Raw genomic sequence first — 19,705 nt, 5'->3', positions numbered from 1 at the left:
ACGCATGGCGCCGCAAACGGGTGGCCACGGCAGGCCCTTGAACATACTGCTGGTGCGCGTGTCCTCGCTGGGCGACGTGCTGCACAACCTGCCGATGGTGGCCGATATCGCCCGCCATTTTCCGGACGCGAATATCGACTGGGTGGTGGAGGAAGGCTACGTCAGCCTGGTGCGGCTCAACGCGCGCGTGCGCACCATCATCCCGTTTGCGCTGCGGCGCTGGCGCAAGAGTCTGGGCAAGCCGGAAACTCGGGCCGAGATCAAGGCGTTCTTCCGCACCCTGCGCCAGCAGCAATACGACTACGTGTTCGACACCCAAGGCCTGCTGAAGACCGGCATCATCATGGGCGCTGCCCGGGTGGTGAAGGGCGGCCGCAAGGTCGGCCTGGCCAACGGCAGCGAGGGTTCCGGCTACGAGGGCGTCTCGCGCATCTTCCACAATCTCAGCATTCCGACCGACCCGCGCACGCACGCGGTGGCGCGCGGACGCATCGTCGCCGCCGCGGCGCTCGGCTATGCGGCCGACACGCCGGCCGATTTCGGCCTGCCGCAAGTCTCGGCCGGTGAGCCGCGTCCGGACTGGATGCCGGCCGAGCCTTACGCCGTCTACTTCCACGGCACCGCGCGCGATCCGAAGAAATGGGCGCCGGACAACTGGATCGCGCTGGGACGCGAACTGGCGCCGATGCCCATCCTGCTGCCATGGGGTTCGCCGAAGGAAAAGGCGGAGGCCGAGTTCATCGCCGCCGGCCTGCCGAACGCGCGCGTGCTGCCCAAGCTGTCGATGGCCGACGCCATGCTGCTGGCGCGGCACGCCGGGCTGGTGATCGGCGTCGACACGGGCCTGACCCACATCGCCGCCGCCTTCGTGCGGCCGACCGTGGAGATCTACGCCGACTCGCCGCGCTGGAAGACCGAGGGCAACTGGTCGCCACGCATCATCAACCTGGGTGACAAGGGCGCGCCGCCGCCGGTGTCCGAAGTGCTGGCGGCAGCCAGGCAACTGCTGGCCTGAACTGATAACTATGCGACTTTTTTATTCCGTGATGTGGTGGCTGGCCTTGCCGCTGGTGCTGGCGCGCCTGTGGCTGCGCGGACGCAAGGAGCCGGGCTATCGCCGGCATTGGGGCGAGCGGCTGGGTTTCTACAGCGGCGCGCCATCCACCGCGCAAACCTTGTGGGTACACGCCGTCTCCGTCGGCGAGACGCGCGCCGCCGAGCCGCTGATCGATGCGCTGCTGGCCGCGTATCCGTCGTCCCGCATCGTCCTTACCCACATGACGCCGACCGGCCGCGCCACCGGCAAGGCGCTGTTCGCCAAACATGGCGAGCGGCTGCTGCAATCCTACCTGCCGTATGACACGGGCTTCATGGTCGGCAGTTTCATCGGCCATTTCAAGCCTTCCGTCTGCATCCTGATGGAGACCGAGGTATGGCCGAACCTGATCGCCGGGTGCAACGCGCGCAATGTGCCGGTGGTGCTGGCCAACGCGCGCCTGTCCGAGCGTTCGCTGCGCAAGGCCACGCGACTTGGTTCGCTGATGCTGGACGCGGCGCGCGGCATTGCCCTGGTCGCCGCCCAGACCGAGGCTGATGCGCAGCGCGTGCGCTCGCTCGGCGTGCAGCGAGTGGAAATCACCGGCAGCATCAAGTTCGACGTGGTGGTGCCAGATGTGGCGCTGGCGGTCGGCGCTGCGCTGCGCGGGGCCATCGGCGCCCGTCCGGTGCTGCTGTGCGCCAGCACGCGCGAGGGTGAGGAAGAACTGATACTGGAGGCGTTCCAGCAGGCGCGGGCGGCGTTGCCGGCCGACGTGCTGCTGCTGATCGTGCCGCGCCATCCGCAGCGCTTCGACGAAGTGGAAAAGATGACCGCCGCGCGCGGCCTGAACCTCCAGCGCCGCAGCAGGCTGGCGCTGGACGGGGCTGTACTGTCGGGGGAGGTGACGGTGCTGCTGGGCGATTCGATGGGCGAGATGTTCGCCTACTACGCCGCCTGCGATGTCGCCTTCGTCGGCGGCAGCCTGCTGCCGCTGGGCGGCCAGAACCTGATCGAGCCGGCCGCCCTGGGCAAGCCGGTGCTGATCGGCCAGCACACCTTCAACTTCGCGCTGGTGACGGAAGACGCGCTGGCCGCCGGCGGCGCACAGCGCATCGCCGATGCCGCAGCGCTGATGTCGCAAGCGGCGCTCCTGCTGTGCGACACCGCCGCGCGCGATGCGATGGGCCGCAACGCGCTGGCCTTCGCCAACCAGCACCGCGGCGCCACAGGCCGAACTCTCGAGTTACTACGAGGAACGATTTCTTGATTTAAGAATTGCCACATTGCAATAAAGAAAATAAAATTTCATTTTCGCTAAACATTTTCAAAAATCCGTGGATACATTGTCGAGAAGGCCGCAATTCATTGTGGTCAGATAGGCAACTTGTGCGGCGCGCCGCATCACGTGAAGAAGAGAAAAATGGTAGCGATTATCAGCGGTAACGGTTTTGGTCTGGCCACGGGTTCCTCCGCGACCTTGGGACAATCGGGCATTTTCGGCAATCCGAATTTGGGCAACAGCGGCGAAGCGGCGTTCATCAACGTCGCCAACGGCAACCTGGTGCTGCGCGACCAGGACGAATTCGTCGCCGCGCTGGGCGCCGACCTGTCGCTGACGCGCACCTACAACGCGCAAGGCAGCTACAGCGACGGCAGCGGCGCCAACTGGCGCATGGGCGAGGTCAAGCAGATCGGCGGCCTGACCGGCACGCTGAACACGGCCGGCAGCACCGTCACCCGCACCGGCGGCGACGGCAGTCAGGCGCTATACGTGTACGACGTGGCGCAGGCCCGCTACGTCAGCACCGACGGCGCCGGGGGCTACAACAAGCTGAGCCTGAACGCCAGCCAGGAATGGGTCTGGACCAGCGACCGCCGCGACCTGGGCGGCGTCTCCGAGGTCTACAGCGGCATCGGCAGCGGCGGGCGCATCAAGTCCACCAACGACCAGACCGGCGTGCGCCTGGCCTACCAGTACAACGCCGCCGGCCAACTCAGCCAGGTCACCGACGCCTCCGGCGACGTGACCAGCTTCGACTACGTCGGCAGTAACCTGGGCCAGGTGCGCGTCACCACCGCAGCTGGTGCCACCACCACCCGCACCCGCTACGCCTATGACGGCCAGAACCGCCTGACCGGCGTCGTCACCGACCTGACGCCGGACGACAACAGCGTCGCCGACGGCAACACTTACAGCACCGCCTATACCTACGTCGGCAACACCAGCCAGGTCGCCAGCATCGTCCAGGGCGACGGCACGGCGCTGAGCTTCACTTACACGCTGGTCGACGGCGTGTCGAAGATCGACACCGTCACCGACGGCCTGGGCCAGAAGACCACCTTCAGCTATGCCGCCGGCCAGACCACGGTCACCGATCCGCTGCACTACGCGACGGTGTACGCCTACGACGCTGCCGGGCAGTTGTTGTCGGTCACGGCGCCGGCGGTCAACGGCGTCAGCCAGGTCACCGCATTCAACTACGACGCCAAGGGCAACGTGCTGACCGTGACCGATCCGCGCGGCAAGGTCACCACCTATGTCTACGACGCCAACGGCAACCGGATCAAGGAAACCAATGCGGCCGGCGATGTCGTCACCCGTGTTTACGACCTGGCCAGCAACAATCTGCTCAGCGAAACCCAGTCGCCCGACGGCACCTCGGCGCTGACGACCAATTACGTCTACGACGCCGGTAACCGGCCGCGCTTTGTCGTCAGCCCCGAGGGGGGGGTGCAAGAGTACGTCTACAACGCCGATGGCTTGCGCGCGAGCACGATCGAATACACCGGAGCCATCTATACGTCGGCGGGCACGCCAACCGAGGCCGGCCTGGCCAGCTGGACCGCGTCGGTGGCGATCAGGGCCACGACGATCAACCGTACCGACTATAGCTACGACGTGCGCGGCCAGGTGATCAAGTCGAGCAGTCATAGCGACAGTTTGGCGCAGATCCCGCTGACCTATGTTCAGAATCCCCTGCCGGCCGGGGTCACCCGCAATGGCAGCGCGTATTCCCTGACGTCGAGCTACCAGACAAGCTACAGTAATCCCGGGATCGATTCCACCAGCTTCGCGCTGGGCGCCTCGCTGCAGTTCGAAGTCACCACCCCGGCCACGCTGACCCGCAACATGTTGTCCGCAGGGTTCACCAGCGACTCGGCCGCCATGCGCGTCAATTTCGACGGGACCGGCATCAATACCGTCATGCGCACCGGATCGACCACGACCTACCCCGGTTGGAACGCCGCCAAACCGAACACGACCTACGTGATCGAGATGAGCACCTCGACCAACGGCGCGGCATCGATGCTGGTCTATGAAAAGGGACGGGACCGCAGCACCGGCTGGACCCAGACACAGCAGTTCCAGCCGGGCGAGGCCCTGCGCTTCGCCGCGCTCGCCAACAGCGGGCCGACGTCTGCCGCGCAAACGCCGGGCAGCTCCACCACCATCGTGCTCGACAAGCTCGTCGCCTACACGGCGCCGGGCGCCCCCGACTTCGTCGTCATTCCGCTGACGCCGACGCCGGCGCCGACGATGACAGGAGTCACGCGCAACGGCAGCGCGCTGACGCTGACGTCCACCAATCAGGCCACCAGCGTCTGGCCGGGAACGGCGGGCCCCAGTATCGCCCTGGGCGCCACCGTGCAGTTCGAAGTCACGACGCCCGCCGTGCTCACGCCCGGCATGGTCAATGTCGGCCTGGACAGCGGCACCTGGATGACCGAGGGCGGAGGTCGCGTGCGCGTCGGCTTCGGCGCCGGCAATATCAGTATCGGTTTCCAGAACGGCCTCAACTCCACGTCAAGAAACTTCGGCACGGACAAGCCGAATACGACCTACGTGGTGGAAATGGCCACCGGCACCGACGGTGCCACCACCGTCTACGTGTACGAAAAAGGACAAAGCCGCGCGACCGCGTTCACGGCTACCTATCAATTCCAGCCCGGCGTCGCCGTGCGCTTCGCCGCCGAGACGTATTGCGGCCCGACCGCCGTCACCGGCACCGCCGGATCAAGCAACAGCATCGTGGTCGACAAGATCACCATGCGCTCCACCGCGCTCGACAACGGCACCGCTCCAGCCACGTCCGGCACCGTCCTCACCAGGAGCTATGTCTACGACCAGCACGGCCGGCTGATGCAGTCGATCGACGGCAACAACAAGACCAGCGCCAGCTTTACCTACGACGGCCTGGGCCGCCAGCTGACCGCCACCGACGCCCTCGGCAACGTCAGCCTGACGACCTACAATAATATGTTCTCGTTTGTGCAACTGAACCAGGCCAATGGGCTGATCATCAGGAATTTCTACGGCCCCGACAGTAAATTGACGATCAGCCAACAGGTGAGCGCCACCGGCTTATATTCGCGCACGCAGAACAGCTACGACGCCGATGGCCGCCTGCGCATGACGGAGACGATGGATGGCCACGCCACGTACTATCTTTACGACGCGGCGGGACGCCAGAGCGCGACCATCGATGCCAACCACAACCTGACCGCGTATTACTACAACGCCGACAACCAGGTCACCCGCACCGTCCAGTATGCCGGCACCGTCGACGTGGCGCAGTTGAAAGTCGCCAACGGCAACTGGCGCGAACTGAGCGTGGCGGATCTGAATGCGGACGCCACCGGCAGCCGCAGCACCTGGAACGAGTACGACGATGCCGGGCGCCTGGCCGCCACCGTCGACGCCAGCGGCTCGGTCATCCGCTATCAATACGACCACGCCGGCCGCCTGACGGCGGTCATCCGCCGCGCCAAGGCGATCGATCCCGCCACGCTGGCCACGGTGTACGCGGCGGCCAGCATCGCCGACACCGCCTCCCCCGACGACCTGATCAACCGCAACTACTACGACAAGGATGGCAAGCTGCGTGCGGAGGTCGATGCGCAGGGCATTCTCACCGAGCACCGCTACGACGCGCAGGGCCTGCGCATCGAAACCATCGTCCACCAGACCGCGCTGACGCCGGCCTATCTCGGCACGAATCCGGCGCTCGACCAGCTGATCGCCACCAGCGGCGGCGTGGCCTCCCACGAACGCTACTTCTACGGCGTCAACGGGCAACTGGCCGGCACGCTGGACAACGGCAACTACCTGACCGAACTGAAGTACGACCTCAACGGCAACGTGAGCAGCCGCCGCCATTACGCGGTCGCCGTCAGCGCGCCGGGCGCCGCCAGGATGGCCGATCTCGGCTATGCCACCGGCGATGCGGACCTGCTGACCAGCTACACCTATACCGTGCGCAACCAGCTGGCAACGGAAACCGCGCCGGGCGGCATCGTCACCCGCTACAGCTACGACAACATGGGGCAGCTGATTGAGACGCGCGTCGGCCTGGGCAGTGGCACCGAGAGCGCGCAAGCCAGACAGTACGACCTGAAAGGCAACGTCACCGCCGAGCTGAGCGCCGAAGGCGCGGCCCTGTTGACCGGCAGCCAGCAAGCAGCCGCCGAAGTGGCGAGCATCTGGCAGCGCTATGGCACCAGCTACACCTATAACAGCAACAACCTGCGCCTGAGCGCCACCGACCCGAACGGCAACAAGACCCGCTATTACTACGATGCGCTGGGCAACCTCATCCGCACAGTCAACGCGCTGGGCGAGGTGGCCGCCCTGGCCTACAACGCCTTCGGACAGGTTCTCAGCCAAACCACCTACGGCACCCGCATCGATGCCGCCACGCTCGCGACGTTGAGCGGCGCTCAGAATAACGCCGACGCGCTGCAGGTGATCGACAGCTTCAAGTCGTCCGCGCTCGACAGCACGCAATCGTTCGAATACGACGGCGACGGCCATCTGACCGCCACGGTCGATGCGCTGAAGAACCGCAGCACCATCCATTACGATGTCTTCGGCCGCGCCGACGCCACCGAACAGCAGAACGTCCCGGGCACCAACACCCCAGCGCCCGCCACCGATCCGGGCGCACGCAGCTTCTACGACGCCGACGGCCGGCTGGCCGCCTCGCTGACCTCCGGCGGCAGCCTGACCGCCTACAGCTACAACGCGCTGGGCCAGCTGACCGACCGCATCACCTACAGCAAGCCGGTCGCCTTCGACATCACGGCGGCAGGCATGAAAACGCTGCTGGCCGATCCAAGCGCGCAGCGCGACACGGCGCACGACCTGCACCAGCGCTACTTCTACGATGCGCGCGGCCTAGTCACTGCGACCATGACGGCCGAGGAAGTCTCCGGCGGCCAGGTGCTGTGGTCGGTCGTCAGGAACACCTACGACGGCAACGGCAACCTGCTGACCCGCACCGCCTACGCCAACAAGGTGCCGACCGCCGACTCGCTGCCGGCGGCGGCAAGCTACCCGGCCGACAACGCCGCCGACAGCGTCGTCGCCTACGCCTACGACAGCGCCAACCGCCTGCTGGCGACGGCCACTGCGCAGAACGCCGTCAATCCGTCCGTGCCGGGCGTGCGCAACTGGTCGGTGGTGCGCAACACCTACGACCTGATCGGCCGCCTGGCCATGGTGACCGCCTACGCCACGGCCAGGACCGGCGCGACGCCGACCGCGGCCGAGCTGAGCAACTACAAGACCGCGTCGGCCACCGACGCCGTCACCAGCTACACCTACGACACGGCCAACCGCATCAAGACCGTGGCGACGGCGCAGGGCGCCGCCGTGGCCAACGGCGTCACCACCGTCCAGTGGACCGTGACCGAGCGCACCTACGATGCCATGGGTCAGTTGCGCGCGACCACGCAGTACGCCACGGCGGCCACCACGGCCTCGCTGGCGATCGCCCCCGCCGGCATTCCGGCCAAGGATGCCTCCCGCGACCGTGTGACCGCGTTTGCCTACGATGCCGCCGGCAGGCTCACCGACACCGTCGATGCGGAAGGTGCTAAGACCCTCCTGTTCTACGACGCCAAGGGTAATATCATCCAACGCATGGCGCTGGGCGCATCCCCGGTCGACGACCGCATCACCCGCTATTACTACGACCTGGACAACCGCCTGCAGTTCAGCGTCGACGCCGCCGGCGACGTCACCGAGCAGCGTTACGACGCACAAGGCAATGTAGCGGCGACGGTACGCTACGCCAAGCCGGTGGCTACGTGGCAATTGACCGACCTGACATCGAGCCTGACCACCCAGCTCGCGACGAGTGCCGACGACCGCACCGAGCATTACATTTACGACCGCAACCACCGTCTCGTGTATGCGATTGACGCGCTCGGCTACCTGACGGAGACCACCTACGACGCCTTCGGCCGCGTGGCCGCCACCAGCACCTACCCGACCCCGGCGCATCCAACCGACTACACCCTAACCGCCGTGAACACGGCCAAAGCGGCGGCCGGCACGCCGCGCGTGACCAGCTTCGACTACGACGCCGAAGGCAACCTGGTCAAATCGACCGATGCCATGGGCGTCAGCGAAAGCTACGGCTACGATGCGCTGGGCCGCAAGACCTCGTTCACCAACAAGCTCCAACAAATCTGGACCTACGCCTACGACAGCGTGGGCCACATGGTGCTGGAAACCGCGCCGGCAGTCGACGTCTACCCGAACGGCGCGATGAACTGGGCATCGCAGCCGCCGAAATCGGTCGCGCTGAAAACCGCGATGGCATACGACACGCTGGGCAACCTGGTCACGCGTACCGAAGGATACGGTTCGGACCAGCCTCGCGTGACCAGCTATGGCTACGACCTGGTGGGCCGGCAAGTCTGGACCAAACTGCCGGCCTCGGCTATCTACGACGTCAACGCGGCGGTCTCCAGCGTCGGCGCGGCGCCGCGCACGGAAGTGTCGCCTGGCCAGCCGACCATCACCGTCACCTACGACGTGCTGGGCAACGCCATCAGCAACCAGGATGTCGGCGGCGCCGTCAGCTACAAGCTCTACGACCGCCTCGGCCAGGTGCGCTACGACGTCGACGCCAACGGCTATGTCACCGGCTACGAGCACGACAGCTTCGGCGCGGTCACCAGGCTCACGCGCTACGCCACCGCGCTGCCGGACTACGCCAGCTTCGCCGCCGATGCCGCCAACCGCACGGCGGCCGTCGTCGGCACCCGCCTGGCCGCGCGCGCCAGCGTCGACAGCGCCAACGACCGCACCATCACCACCCGCTACGACCAGCTGGGCCATGCCGTCAAGGTCACCGAGCCGCTGGCTGCGGTGTACGACGAGCACGCGCTGAACGGCGTCAGGAATTTCCAGTCCGCGCGCACCACGGAAACCCATTACGACGCCTTCGGCGAAGCGCGCCAGGTGCTGGTCTATGGCGCCAGCAGCGCCGACGGTACCGGCTCGCAGCTCACGGCAGCCGCCAGCACGCGCTACTACTACGATGCGAACGGCAACAAGACCGCGCAAATCGCCACCTTGCAGGACGACGCGGCCGGCCGCAGCGGCTACCTGACCACCTTCGACTACGACGCCGCCGGCAGCCTGCTCACGCAGACCGAATACGCCACGCTCTACGGCGACTGGCAGGCCGACTGGAAGGACACGCGCTACGGCATCCCGGCCAGGGACAGCGCCACCGACCGCGTGAGCGCGTATGCCTACGACGCCAACGGCCGCAAGACCAGCGAGGCGCACAACGGCGCCGCCACCAGCTACGGTTACGACGTGCTGGGCAACCTCACCCGCACCACCGACGCCTTGGGCGGTGCGAGCTACAGCTACTACGACGCGCTGGGCCGCGTCAGTGCCGTGGCCGCAACCGGCGCGAATGCGGCCGGTTCGCTGACCGAATTCCGCCGCGACCTGTACGGCAACGTGGTGGTGCGCATCGACTACGCCAACGGCGCGCCGGCGGGCACCACGGCGGCCGCCAAGCCGGTGGCCGTGGCCGACCCGGCGAAAGACCGCGTCACCCTCACCAGCTACGACAACGCCGGCCACGCCACCCAGGTGATCGACGCAGAGGGCAAGTACAGCTTCACCTCGTACGACATATATGGCCGCGTCGCCAAGCAGTGGCGCACGGTGACCAATGCCGCCGATCCCGTCAACTCGGTGGAAACGAGCTACGTCATCACCGCGTACGACAAGCTGGGCAGGCAACTGAGCGTGACCCGTCCGGGCGCGATCGACCTGGTGCGCAACATCCTCGCGCCGGCACCCACCGTGCAAAGCTACGGCTACAACGCGTTCGGCGAGGCCACGCAGGTATCGACGACGGCCACGGCAACGGACGGCGTCGCCAAGACCGTCCAGACGCAATACACGCGCTACGACAACGCCGGTCACGCATGGATCAGCAACGCCGGCGACGGCATCGACAAGGTCTCGCTGTTCGACGCACAGGGCAATGTCACCGTGCAGATCCGCAGCGGCAGCACCGATCCGGCCAAGGTGCATGAGCTGGCCAACCTGAGCGACGCCACCGGTGCGTGGGCCATCGCCCAACAGCTGCGCACGAATAACCGGTACGACCTGATGGGCCGGTTGACCGACTCCAGCCTCGCTTCCGACGCTGGCAACGTGCTGCAATGGCAGAACGGCGCCTGGGTCCGGACGATGGTGGCCGACAACGCCTCGGTGGCCGACAGCCTGATCATCCTCGGCGGACGCGAAGACGCCGGCAAGGGCTTCCAGGTGCAGTACCGCTTGAAGCCGGACGGCGTGTGGATCGGCGACAATTCGATCAGGATGCAATGGATAGACGGCTACCCGGTGTTCAGCACCGGCGGCATGGCCGGCGGCGATTATGAATACAAGGTCCTTGCGCAGCCGCAGGGCGAGAACGCCTACCAGGTTGGCAGCGGCACCATGCATATCGCCAGCGTTGCCAGCGCGGCCAAGACGCCCAGGTTGTCGCGCTGTATCTGATGCTGATGGGACACGCGCCCGATACCGTGGCCCTGAGCCAGTGGATGACCGTCTACAACCAGGGCGCCACGCTCGCTCAACTGGCAGGCAGCATCTACGCCAGCGGCGAAGCGAAGACGCACCGGGCCAATAGCAGCAACACCGCCGTGCAGCAGATGTTCCAGGCCATCGGCCAGCCGCTGCCGTCCGACCCCGGTTACGCCGCCGCTGTCGCGCTGTGGGCGTCGCGCCTCGACCAGGCCGGCACCACGCTGGCGCAAGGCCAGGTGATACGCGCCATCATGGACGGCGGCATGCCGAAACTGGCTGCGCGTGCCAACGCCGTCGCCAACTATCTGGTGCAAGGCGGCGGCGACGCCGACGTGGTGACGCGCCTGCTGGCGCAGGCCGACAGCGCACCGGACGGCGCCATTGCCGAAGGCAGCAGCGCGGCCACGACGGAAACCCAGCACATTCAACTGGCGCGCCTGTACCTGGCGCTGTTTGGTCGCGCGCCGGACAAGACCGGCTTCGACTTCTGGGCCAACGCGCTGGCCAGCGGTTTTGCCCTGCAGTCGGTAGCGCTGAACATGCTGCAAGACGCAGAGAGTCTCGACGGCGGCTTGCTGCCGGCGCTCACGCCGGACCAGTACAACGAACGATTGGTCAACCTGGCCTACCAAAACCTGCTGGGCCGCGCGCCGACCGCCGCGGAGTTGGCGGCCGAAAAGACCCGCTTGGGCGCGGCCACCCCGCCATCGGCGTCGCAAGCCGGCTTCCTGATACGCCTGGCCGACCAGGTCGCCAGCGACAGCAGCAGCGATCCGGCCGCCCAGGCCGCCCGCGCCATGCTGTTCAACAAGGTCACCGTCAGCCTGGCCTATGCTGCCATGCCCTCGACCGGCATGGACACGGCGCAAATCATTGCCGCGAACAAGGCGGCCATTGCCGCCATGACCACGTCCGGCAATGCGGCGGCGGCGGCCCACCAGGCCACGCTGTATCTGCAAACCCAGGCGTTGATGGCCTTGGCCGCGGTCGACGCCACCAAGCAGGCGGCATCCGCCACGCCGCTGGAAACCCTGCGCCTGCAACTGGCGCGGATCTATTCCGTGGTGCTGAACCGGGCGCCGGACACCGATGGCTTTGCCTTCTGGATGGGGGCGCTGAAGACCGGCGATCCCGGCATGCTGCGGCATATCGTCGACGACATGCTGACCCGCGAGGGCAGCAACAGCGCGCTGTACCCGGCCGGCATGACCGACCTCGCCTTCGTCACCCGCGTCTTCACGCTGGGGCTGGGCCTGCAGCAAGGCAGCGCCGCCCTGACTAGCGCGATCGCCACCTGGGTGCCCCGGGCGGCGGGCGCCAACCGCAGCCAACTGATCCTGGACATCATCAACGCCGTTGTCGCCAGCAGCAAGCCGGATGAGCAGGCGATGCGCAACCTGCTGAACAACAGAGCCTCGGTCGGCATCACCTATGCATTGAACTTTGCCGGCAACGACCTGGGACAGGGGCAGGCCATCCTCGCGCTGGTGACCGGCAGCGACATCACGGCCGCCATCCAGTTCGGCAACGCCAATGCGGTGCAGGCTGCGGTGGACGCTGCGCTGGCGACCGTGCAGACCGCCACGTCGCTGGCAGCCCAAACCGCCGCCGTCGGCAATGGCTTGCAGCAGATGGTGAATGCGCAGGTCAGCTTGGCTCCAGCCCTGGCTGCGGCCAACGCCAACGCCATGGCCGCGCCGCTGATGCGAGCCACCCAGTTGTATATCGCGATGCTGATGCGTGGCGCGCCCGGCCAACCGGCGCTGGAACTGGGCGGTGTTACCACGATGGCGAAGCAGATGCTAGATGGCGCCACCGACGTGGCGATGGCGCAATCCGTGCTGGATTCCAACGAAGGCCGCGCATTGTTCCCTCGCGCCGGCTACAACCCCACCCAGTTCGTCAGCCAGATATACCGTCAGGCCTTGGGACGCGATCCCGCCACCGACCCGGATGGCGTGGCATACTGGACTGCCGCCGCGACCACTATAGACAGTCGTGCCTCTGTGATCGTCAACATGCTCAAGGCCTTCCTGGAAAACCCGGTCGCCGACAGCAATCCCAACAAAGTCGCCAACCAGCTTGCGCAAGCCGCGTTTTATGACAAGCTGAACAGTGCGCTGACCGGCCTGAGCAGTTCCGCCAAGCTGGCCACCGATGCGCTGGCGACCGCGCAGGACGCGGACACCAAGGCTAAAAACGTGTCAACCACGGCCGCTGCGCTGTCGGCAGCGGTTTCGAGCGCAGCGAGTACCAACGCCCGCAAGGTATTGGAGCTGTCGCGCCTGTATGTCGGCGTGCTTAACCGTGGCGCTCCCGGCATGCCGGCCATCGACATTGCCGGGCTAAATTTCTGGACCATGGCACGCACCACCGGCACCACTGTGGAACAGGTCGCCAACGGCTTCATTGAAGATAACAAGAGTTTCTTCCCAACTGATAACACGGCGTTCGTGAACCAGATTTACCAGCAGGTTTGGGGCCGTACTCCTGGCCCTGAAGGCAATAAGTGGATCCTTGCACTGATCAACGGCACGAAAAGCCGTGGCGTTGTTGCCGCCGGCATCATCGCCGAACTGACCGACACGACCTTGACTGCCGAGGGCGACTTCCGCATCAAGGCCACTTTCGACGACCGCGTGGCCCAGGCCATGCAAGTGGTGGCGGCCACCGCCGGAGCCGGCGCCACCGCGGCGCAAACCGATCTTGATAAGAAGGCAGGCATCAGGAAGGACGCCTTAGACCTTCGGGCAACGAAAGGCGACGCTATCACAACGGCCAACGGGCTCACGGTGGATGGCGACCAAGCCGTCAAGGACGCGCTGGTGGTGAAGTCGACCGGCCTCACCTTGAAGAACTCCTCGCAGACAAAGGAAGTGACCGAGCTGCTGGTTGCCCTGCGTCAGCCGGCCGACTTCAATGCCGTATACAGTTGGATCACCAGAGGCCAGGCCGATGACGATCTGTTACGCAGTATCTTCGCCGCCACCAATCTCTTCGGGCCCGCGCCCACCACCGACCCGGCAACACAGAAGGCATTCGTCATAAACTTATACAAGGTGCTGTTGGACCGGACACCGAACGTTGACCCAGGCACTATTTGGCCGGACGGTAACTATTGGTATCGTGCTGTCCGTGACAACTTCACACCGAACAAGAACAGCGCGGCCTTTCAGGAAAGGGAGTTCTACAGGGGGGCGATTGTCGAACTCTACAATCCCTCCGATGCTGCGCACATTAATTACAGCAAGCGCAAGTCGTTCCAGGTCGAGTTTAACACCGCCAACAATCCCAACTTGGCGGAGGCCCAGCGGCGTATTGACGCCTATGACACGGCGCGGCAGGATGCCACCAGCCGTATCGCTGCGTTGCAAACGGGCGCCGCCACAGCGTACAGGTTGGCCGACGAGGCCTATACGAACGCAGACGGAATTTGGGCGACTGCGTTCAACGTTAACGAGGCAGCCAAAGTCGCCGGCATCGCGCTGACAGCCGCCGCCAAAGTCCAGGCGGCCGCCGTCGCCGCCGACAACGCCGCCGCCGACTCGCTGGCCGCCAACGCCCGGATGGCCGGCGTCGCCGCCTCGGTCGGCCTGCAGGCTGGCTCCACGCTGGCGGACTACCAGACACTGGCCGACGCCGCCCTCAAGGTAAAAGACGCCGCGCCCCTGGACGCATCGCTGATGTCGGCCCGCGCGGCCCTGTCGCGCGCCAGCGCCGTGCACACCACCGCAGTCCAGTCCGCCGCCACGACCTGGCAAAGCCAGTACACCAACGCCGTCGCGCAAATCTACACCGCGCTGCTCAAGCGCAGCCCGACCTTCCTGGAACTGAACCAGGCCATGGGTTCGCTCAAGGCCGGCAAGACCGTGGACGACGTCGCCAACGCCGTCATCGCGGCCAACCCGACGCTGTATCCGAAGCAGGGCACCAACGACGCCTTCGCCACCAAGCTCTACACCCAGGCCACCGGCCACGGCCCCGACACGGCCACCCTGCGCGCGTTGAGCGACCCGCTGACCGGCGGCGCCAGCCGTGGCAGCGCGGTGGTGGCCCTGGTGCGCAGCCTGAGCGCCGACATCGCCAGCACCGACAGCGCCGCCTTCACCGGCAGCGTGGCCGCCAACCTGAGCACGCTGGCGGGGCTGGCGCAGCAAGCCACGACCGTCGAGCAGGCCACCGCCAACGTCGCGCAATTCATCCAGGCCAACAGCGCCAACGCCCAGGCCGAGGCGGCCGCCTACGACGCCGCCCACGCCCCGGTCCAGGCCACGGGCCAGTACGCCACCGAGCTCACCCGGCTGTACCTGGTCCTGCTGGGTCGCTCGCCGGAACCGGCCGCGCTGGCGTCGGCCGTCGAGCAGCGCAAGGGCGGCACCGCGCTCAAGGTCATCGTCAAAAGCATCCTCGACTCGGCCGAAACGCAGCTGGGCAGATCGCTCGGCAACTACGACTTCATCACCGCGCTGTACCGGCAGGTGATGGGCCGCGCGCCCACGGATGGCGAGGCCAACCTCGCCCTCGCCAAGCTCAGCAGCGGACTGGTGAAGCGCGAGGACCTGGTGCTCTCCGTGCTCGACGACCTGGACGCCTACAACGGTAGCGATGCGGCCATCTTGACCGCGCGCACCAGCCTGGCGAACCGGGTCAGCACCAGCCTGGAGCGCTCCGTGGCCGACGTCGTCGCCTACGGCACGGCCGCGCAGGTGGCGGCCCAGCGCAGCGCGGCGATGGAGACGTCGGCGCTGCTGGCGCGCATGGCCGACGCCACGCCGGTGCTCGGTCGCGACAGCGGCGCCGCGCTGGCGCAGCAGGCCACGGTGCGCACCGTCACCACGCTGGACCGCTGGGGCAACGTGCTCAGCGTGACCGACCCGCGCGACCAGAACTACCAGGTCAGCTACCGCTACAACTACAACAACCAGCTGATCGACCAGACCGTCAACGCGCTGGCCGGCAGCACCAACGTCGCGCACACGGCCAGCACCTATGACGCGCTGGGCCGGCTGACCTCGACCACCGACGCCCTGGGCAACACCAGCCGCTACGAGTACGATGCGGCGGGCAACGTGACGCGGGAAATCCACGCCGACAACGGCATCGTCAGCTACGCCTACAACCTGTTCGGCGAGCGCGTCTCGGTCACCACCACGCGCGGCGCCGGCCTGTCCGACCTGCAGACCAACTACGCCTACGACCACCTGGGCCACCTGACCGACAGCTGGAGCCAGGCGGCGGTGGTCAGCTACGTGGCCGTCGATCCTGGCCAGCGCTACATGCAGGCCGCGGCGCAGGCGGCGGCCCAGCTGCGCCAGCACTACGTCTACGACGAGCTGGGCCGCAACATCGGCAGCAGCGGTGGCGCCGGCGGCAGCACGACGACCAGCTACGACCTCGACGGCAACGTCATCCGCACCACCGACGCCGCCGGCAACCAGACGCTGTCGGCCTACGACGCCTTCCACCACCGCAGCGCCACGCTCGACGCCAACGGCAACCGGCTCAACTGGACCGTCGACAGCTGGGGCCAGGTCGCGGCCGAGGACAACAGCGGCAGCAGCGCCACGGCCGGCGCCATCGCCTACAGCGCCAGCTACCGCTACGACGCGGCCGGGCGCAAGATTCACCAGGGCTCGAGCAGCGGTCAGGACCTCGACTATGGCTACACCGACGGCCTGCTGACGACGGTCCGCGACAACGCGCTGGGCATGACCACCCGCTACGGCTACGACCAGGCCGGCAACCGTTTGAGCGAGCGGCAGGCCTACGACAACGCGGCCACGGCGCCGGCGCGGGTGCAGAACAACCTGATGACGTACGACTGGCAGAACCGCCTGGCCACGGTGGGCGACGGCGTCTACGCCATCACCTACACCTACGACAACAACGGCAACCGCACCCGCGTGCACACCGTCTACGACGGCATCACCGTCGACACCTACAACAGCTACGACAGCATGAACCGGCAGCTGGTGGTCAACGGCGCGTGGGTCGGCGACCCCGTGACCGGCCACGCGGTGCACGGCGCCACCGGCCACACGATCGCCTACGACTGGGCGGGCAACCGCGTCAGCGACACCTACCAGGGCTTCCAGCTGGGCGCGGGCGGCGACGCCACGGCCGAAACGGTGGAGCGCTATGGCTACGACGGCGCGGGCCGGCTGAGCGAGATCCGCCGCGACGGCGTGCTCACCGACACGCGCCGCTACGACCAGTTCGGGCACCTGAGCGAATCGGGCCTGATGACCGACGACGACAACGTCGCCCACATGCTCGAGGCGGCCGGCATCGCCACGCAGCGCCACGTGTATTCCTACGACAACCTGGGCCACCTGATCGCCCAGCGCGACAACGCCTACGTCAGGGACGCCGTGTTCACCAGCTACCGCAGCGAGGCGGGGCTGCTGCAGAACATCTGGTTCGTCGGCGACGGCAACGGCAACACGGCCGTCAGCGGCTACGACAAGGTGGGCAACCTGGTCCACTACACGATCTCGCCGGCCGGCACCGCGCCGGCGGCCAATCCGGAATACAAGGTCACGTTCAGCTTCACCGACGGCTACCGCGAGGCCACCAACAAGGAGCTGCGCAGCAGCGTGGTCAACGTCAGCGCCTACGACGCCAACGGCAACAAGGCCAGTCTGACGGAGCAGGGCAAGGGTACGCCGAAGGTGCGCTACTGGTACGACGCGGACGGGCGCGTGCAGTCGAAGGTAGATAGCACGTCGCACTTCTCGCTGATCGTCAACGGCCAGGTTCTGGGCGAGGAAGACAAGGTAGCCACCCACGTGCTCGGCTCGATCTACACGGGGGTGACGTCGGCGGCGCTGACGGCGCCGCCGGCCAGCTACAGCGTGCAGGGCAACGGCGAGACGCTGCAGAGCATCGCGCAGGCGGTGTGGGGCGACAGCAAGCTGTGGTACCTGATCGCCGACGCGAACGGCCTCGACAGCAGTGCCGCGCTCAAGGCTGGCGACATCCTGCGCATCCCGGCGCGGGTGAACACGGTGCACAACGACTACGCCACGTTCCGCCCGTACGACGCGGCCGACGCGCTGGGCAACTCGGCGCCGGCGATGCCGGCACCTAGCCATGGTGGTGGTTGCGGCAGCATCGGCACGCTGATTATGGTGGTGATCGCGGTGGCGGTGACGATCTACACGGCTGGCGCGCTATCGGGTGCAACGGCAAATCTGTTCTCCGCCGGTCTCGGCGTCTTGAGCGGCGCCGGTGGTTTCTCCGCCGCTACCGTGGCGTATGCCGCCGCTGGTGGCGCGGCCGGTTCGATCGCCAGCCAGGTGGTCGGCAACGCCATCGGCGCCCAGGATGGCTTCAGCTGGAAAGGCGTCGCGTTGAGCGCGGTTGCGGCTGGCGCCTCGGCGGGCATTGGCGGCCTTGCCGCCGACGGCGCTTTCGGCACGACGCTTGCCGGCACAACGTCCTTGCCGAGCGCTGCAGGGCGCGCCGCGCTCTCCAATGTGGCAGCGCAGGGTGTCGGCATGGTGACCGGTTTGCAGAACGGCTTCAGCTGGAGAAATGTTGCCGCCGCCGCCACTGGCGCGCTTGCCGGTGCGGCAGCCGGTGCGGCGTTCGGCCAGGCGCTTGGCAGCAACTCGACGCTGGCGGCAATCTTCGGCCAAACCAATGATCTGGCCGTGCGCACCGTCAGCGGCTTCGCCGCAGGCGCGACGGCATCGATACTGCGTGGCGGTAAAATCGCTGTGGCGCAGATCGCTACAGACGCGTTTGGCAATGCGCTGGGTAGCAGCCTGGCTGCGAACAGCAGCGGCACGCCGGACCTGAGCACCGACAAGTGGGATAAAATAAAACAGGACGTACAAAATGGCGCAAGGACAGCATCGTTAAACGGCCCAGGTTCGCCGTTGCGACCATGGTCTGGTGATGGCGAAATCATGCAGGACTTCGATCCTAATGAGAGGCTGTTTAAGGACGACTACGCTTACGACAATCGTTCTGACATTGCGTTCGGCAGTACACAACAAGATGCCGACCCAACCATGCAGCGAGTTGTCATTCCCGGAAAGCGTCTTTCCCCTGAAGAACAAGAGTCATGGTACAAGTATCAAATGCGAGCATCGATGCCTGACTTTGGTCGCTCAGCGCCGGTGGTTAACTCAAAAGCCAAAGCTCCGAGCTCCAAAGTAATCCAACGCTGGAACGACACGAAACAGTATTTTGTAGATGCTTCCATCAAAGCAAAGGTTGATGTAGGCACTGTCGTAAAGATTGCAAATTTTGAATCCTCTGGATTCCGCTCGGATGCTCGCCCTATTTCGTTTAAGTATCCAGAAAAGAATACCGTAAAACAGTTTGACGGCGTCATGGCGATGTCCAGTGCGTATGGTTTCGGGCAGTTCACTGACGATACCTGGACAGGAATGCTACGACAGAATGGTGCAAATTACGGTATTGATAATGCTGATAGTCTCACTGGCCTTCAAGCAGCGGGATATCGAAAGGATGTTAAATTGCAGGCAGCGATGCTGGCCGAGTTCACGAAGGACAACATATCCTTGGGGCGACGCATCGGGGGAACGGACGACGACGCCAATGTGTACGCATTGCATAATCTAGGCACACCGACAGGCACCAAGTTTCTTAACGCGCTCGTCGGCACGCCCGATGCCTCAGTTAGCACTGTGCTTAGGAGCAATATAATTAGCGGAAATCAGTCGCTTTACGGTGATGGGTCGATCTCGCTAAAACAAGCGTACGAACGTATGGGTAACGTGATGCGAGACGGCAACGTGTTTGCCGACGAAGCACGTATTTTGCTGAATAAGCAGAAGCGATAA

At 65.9% G+C, this 19,705-nt stretch carries 4 protein-coding genes; all 4 read left to right on the top strand.

Features of this window, described 5'->3' with window-relative positions; genetic code table 11:
- Window positions 1–4 precede the first annotated feature (4 nt).
- The 4 genes from waaC (at window position 5) to ACSQ3S_RS29415 (ending at window position 19,705) form a co-directional block, all read left to right on the top strand.
- The gene (waaC, locus tag ACSQ3S_RS29430) at window positions 5–1,015 is read left to right on the top strand and encodes a lipopolysaccharide heptosyltransferase I (RefSeq protein ID WP_436144600.1); all 1,011 of its coding nucleotides are present in this window, start codon (window positions 5–7) and stop codon (window positions 1,013–1,015) included.
- A 10-nt stretch (window positions 1,016–1,025) separates the two neighbouring features.
- Window positions 1,026–2,306: a lipid IV(A) 3-deoxy-D-manno-octulosonic acid transferase gene (gene waaA, locus ACSQ3S_RS29425; protein ID WP_436144599.1), complete on the top strand. Its 1,281-nt coding sequence runs from the start codon at window positions 1,026–1,028 to the stop codon at window positions 2,304–2,306.
- A gap of 153 nt (window positions 2,307–2,459) precedes the next feature.
- The gene (locus tag ACSQ3S_RS29420) at window positions 2,460–10,859 is read left to right on the top strand and encodes a hypothetical protein (protein ID WP_436144598.1); all 8,400 of its coding nucleotides are present in this window, start codon (window positions 2,460–2,462) and stop codon (window positions 10,857–10,859) included.
- On the top strand, window positions 10,859–19,705 hold the full coding sequence (locus ACSQ3S_RS29415) for a DUF4214 domain-containing protein (protein ID WP_436144597.1): 8,847 nt from the start codon (window positions 10,859–10,861) through the stop codon (window positions 19,703–19,705). The genes ACSQ3S_RS29420 and ACSQ3S_RS29415 overlap by 1 nt, the downstream gene beginning before the upstream one ends.

Origin of the sequence: Duganella sp. LjRoot269 (assembly GCF_964254095.1) — a bacterium.
GTDB lineage: Bacteria > Pseudomonadota > Gammaproteobacteria > Burkholderiales > Burkholderiaceae_D > Rugamonas > Rugamonas hordei.
The sequence above is the reverse complement of the archived record's forward strand: the minus strand, read 5'-3'. Positions and strand labels throughout refer to the sequence as shown.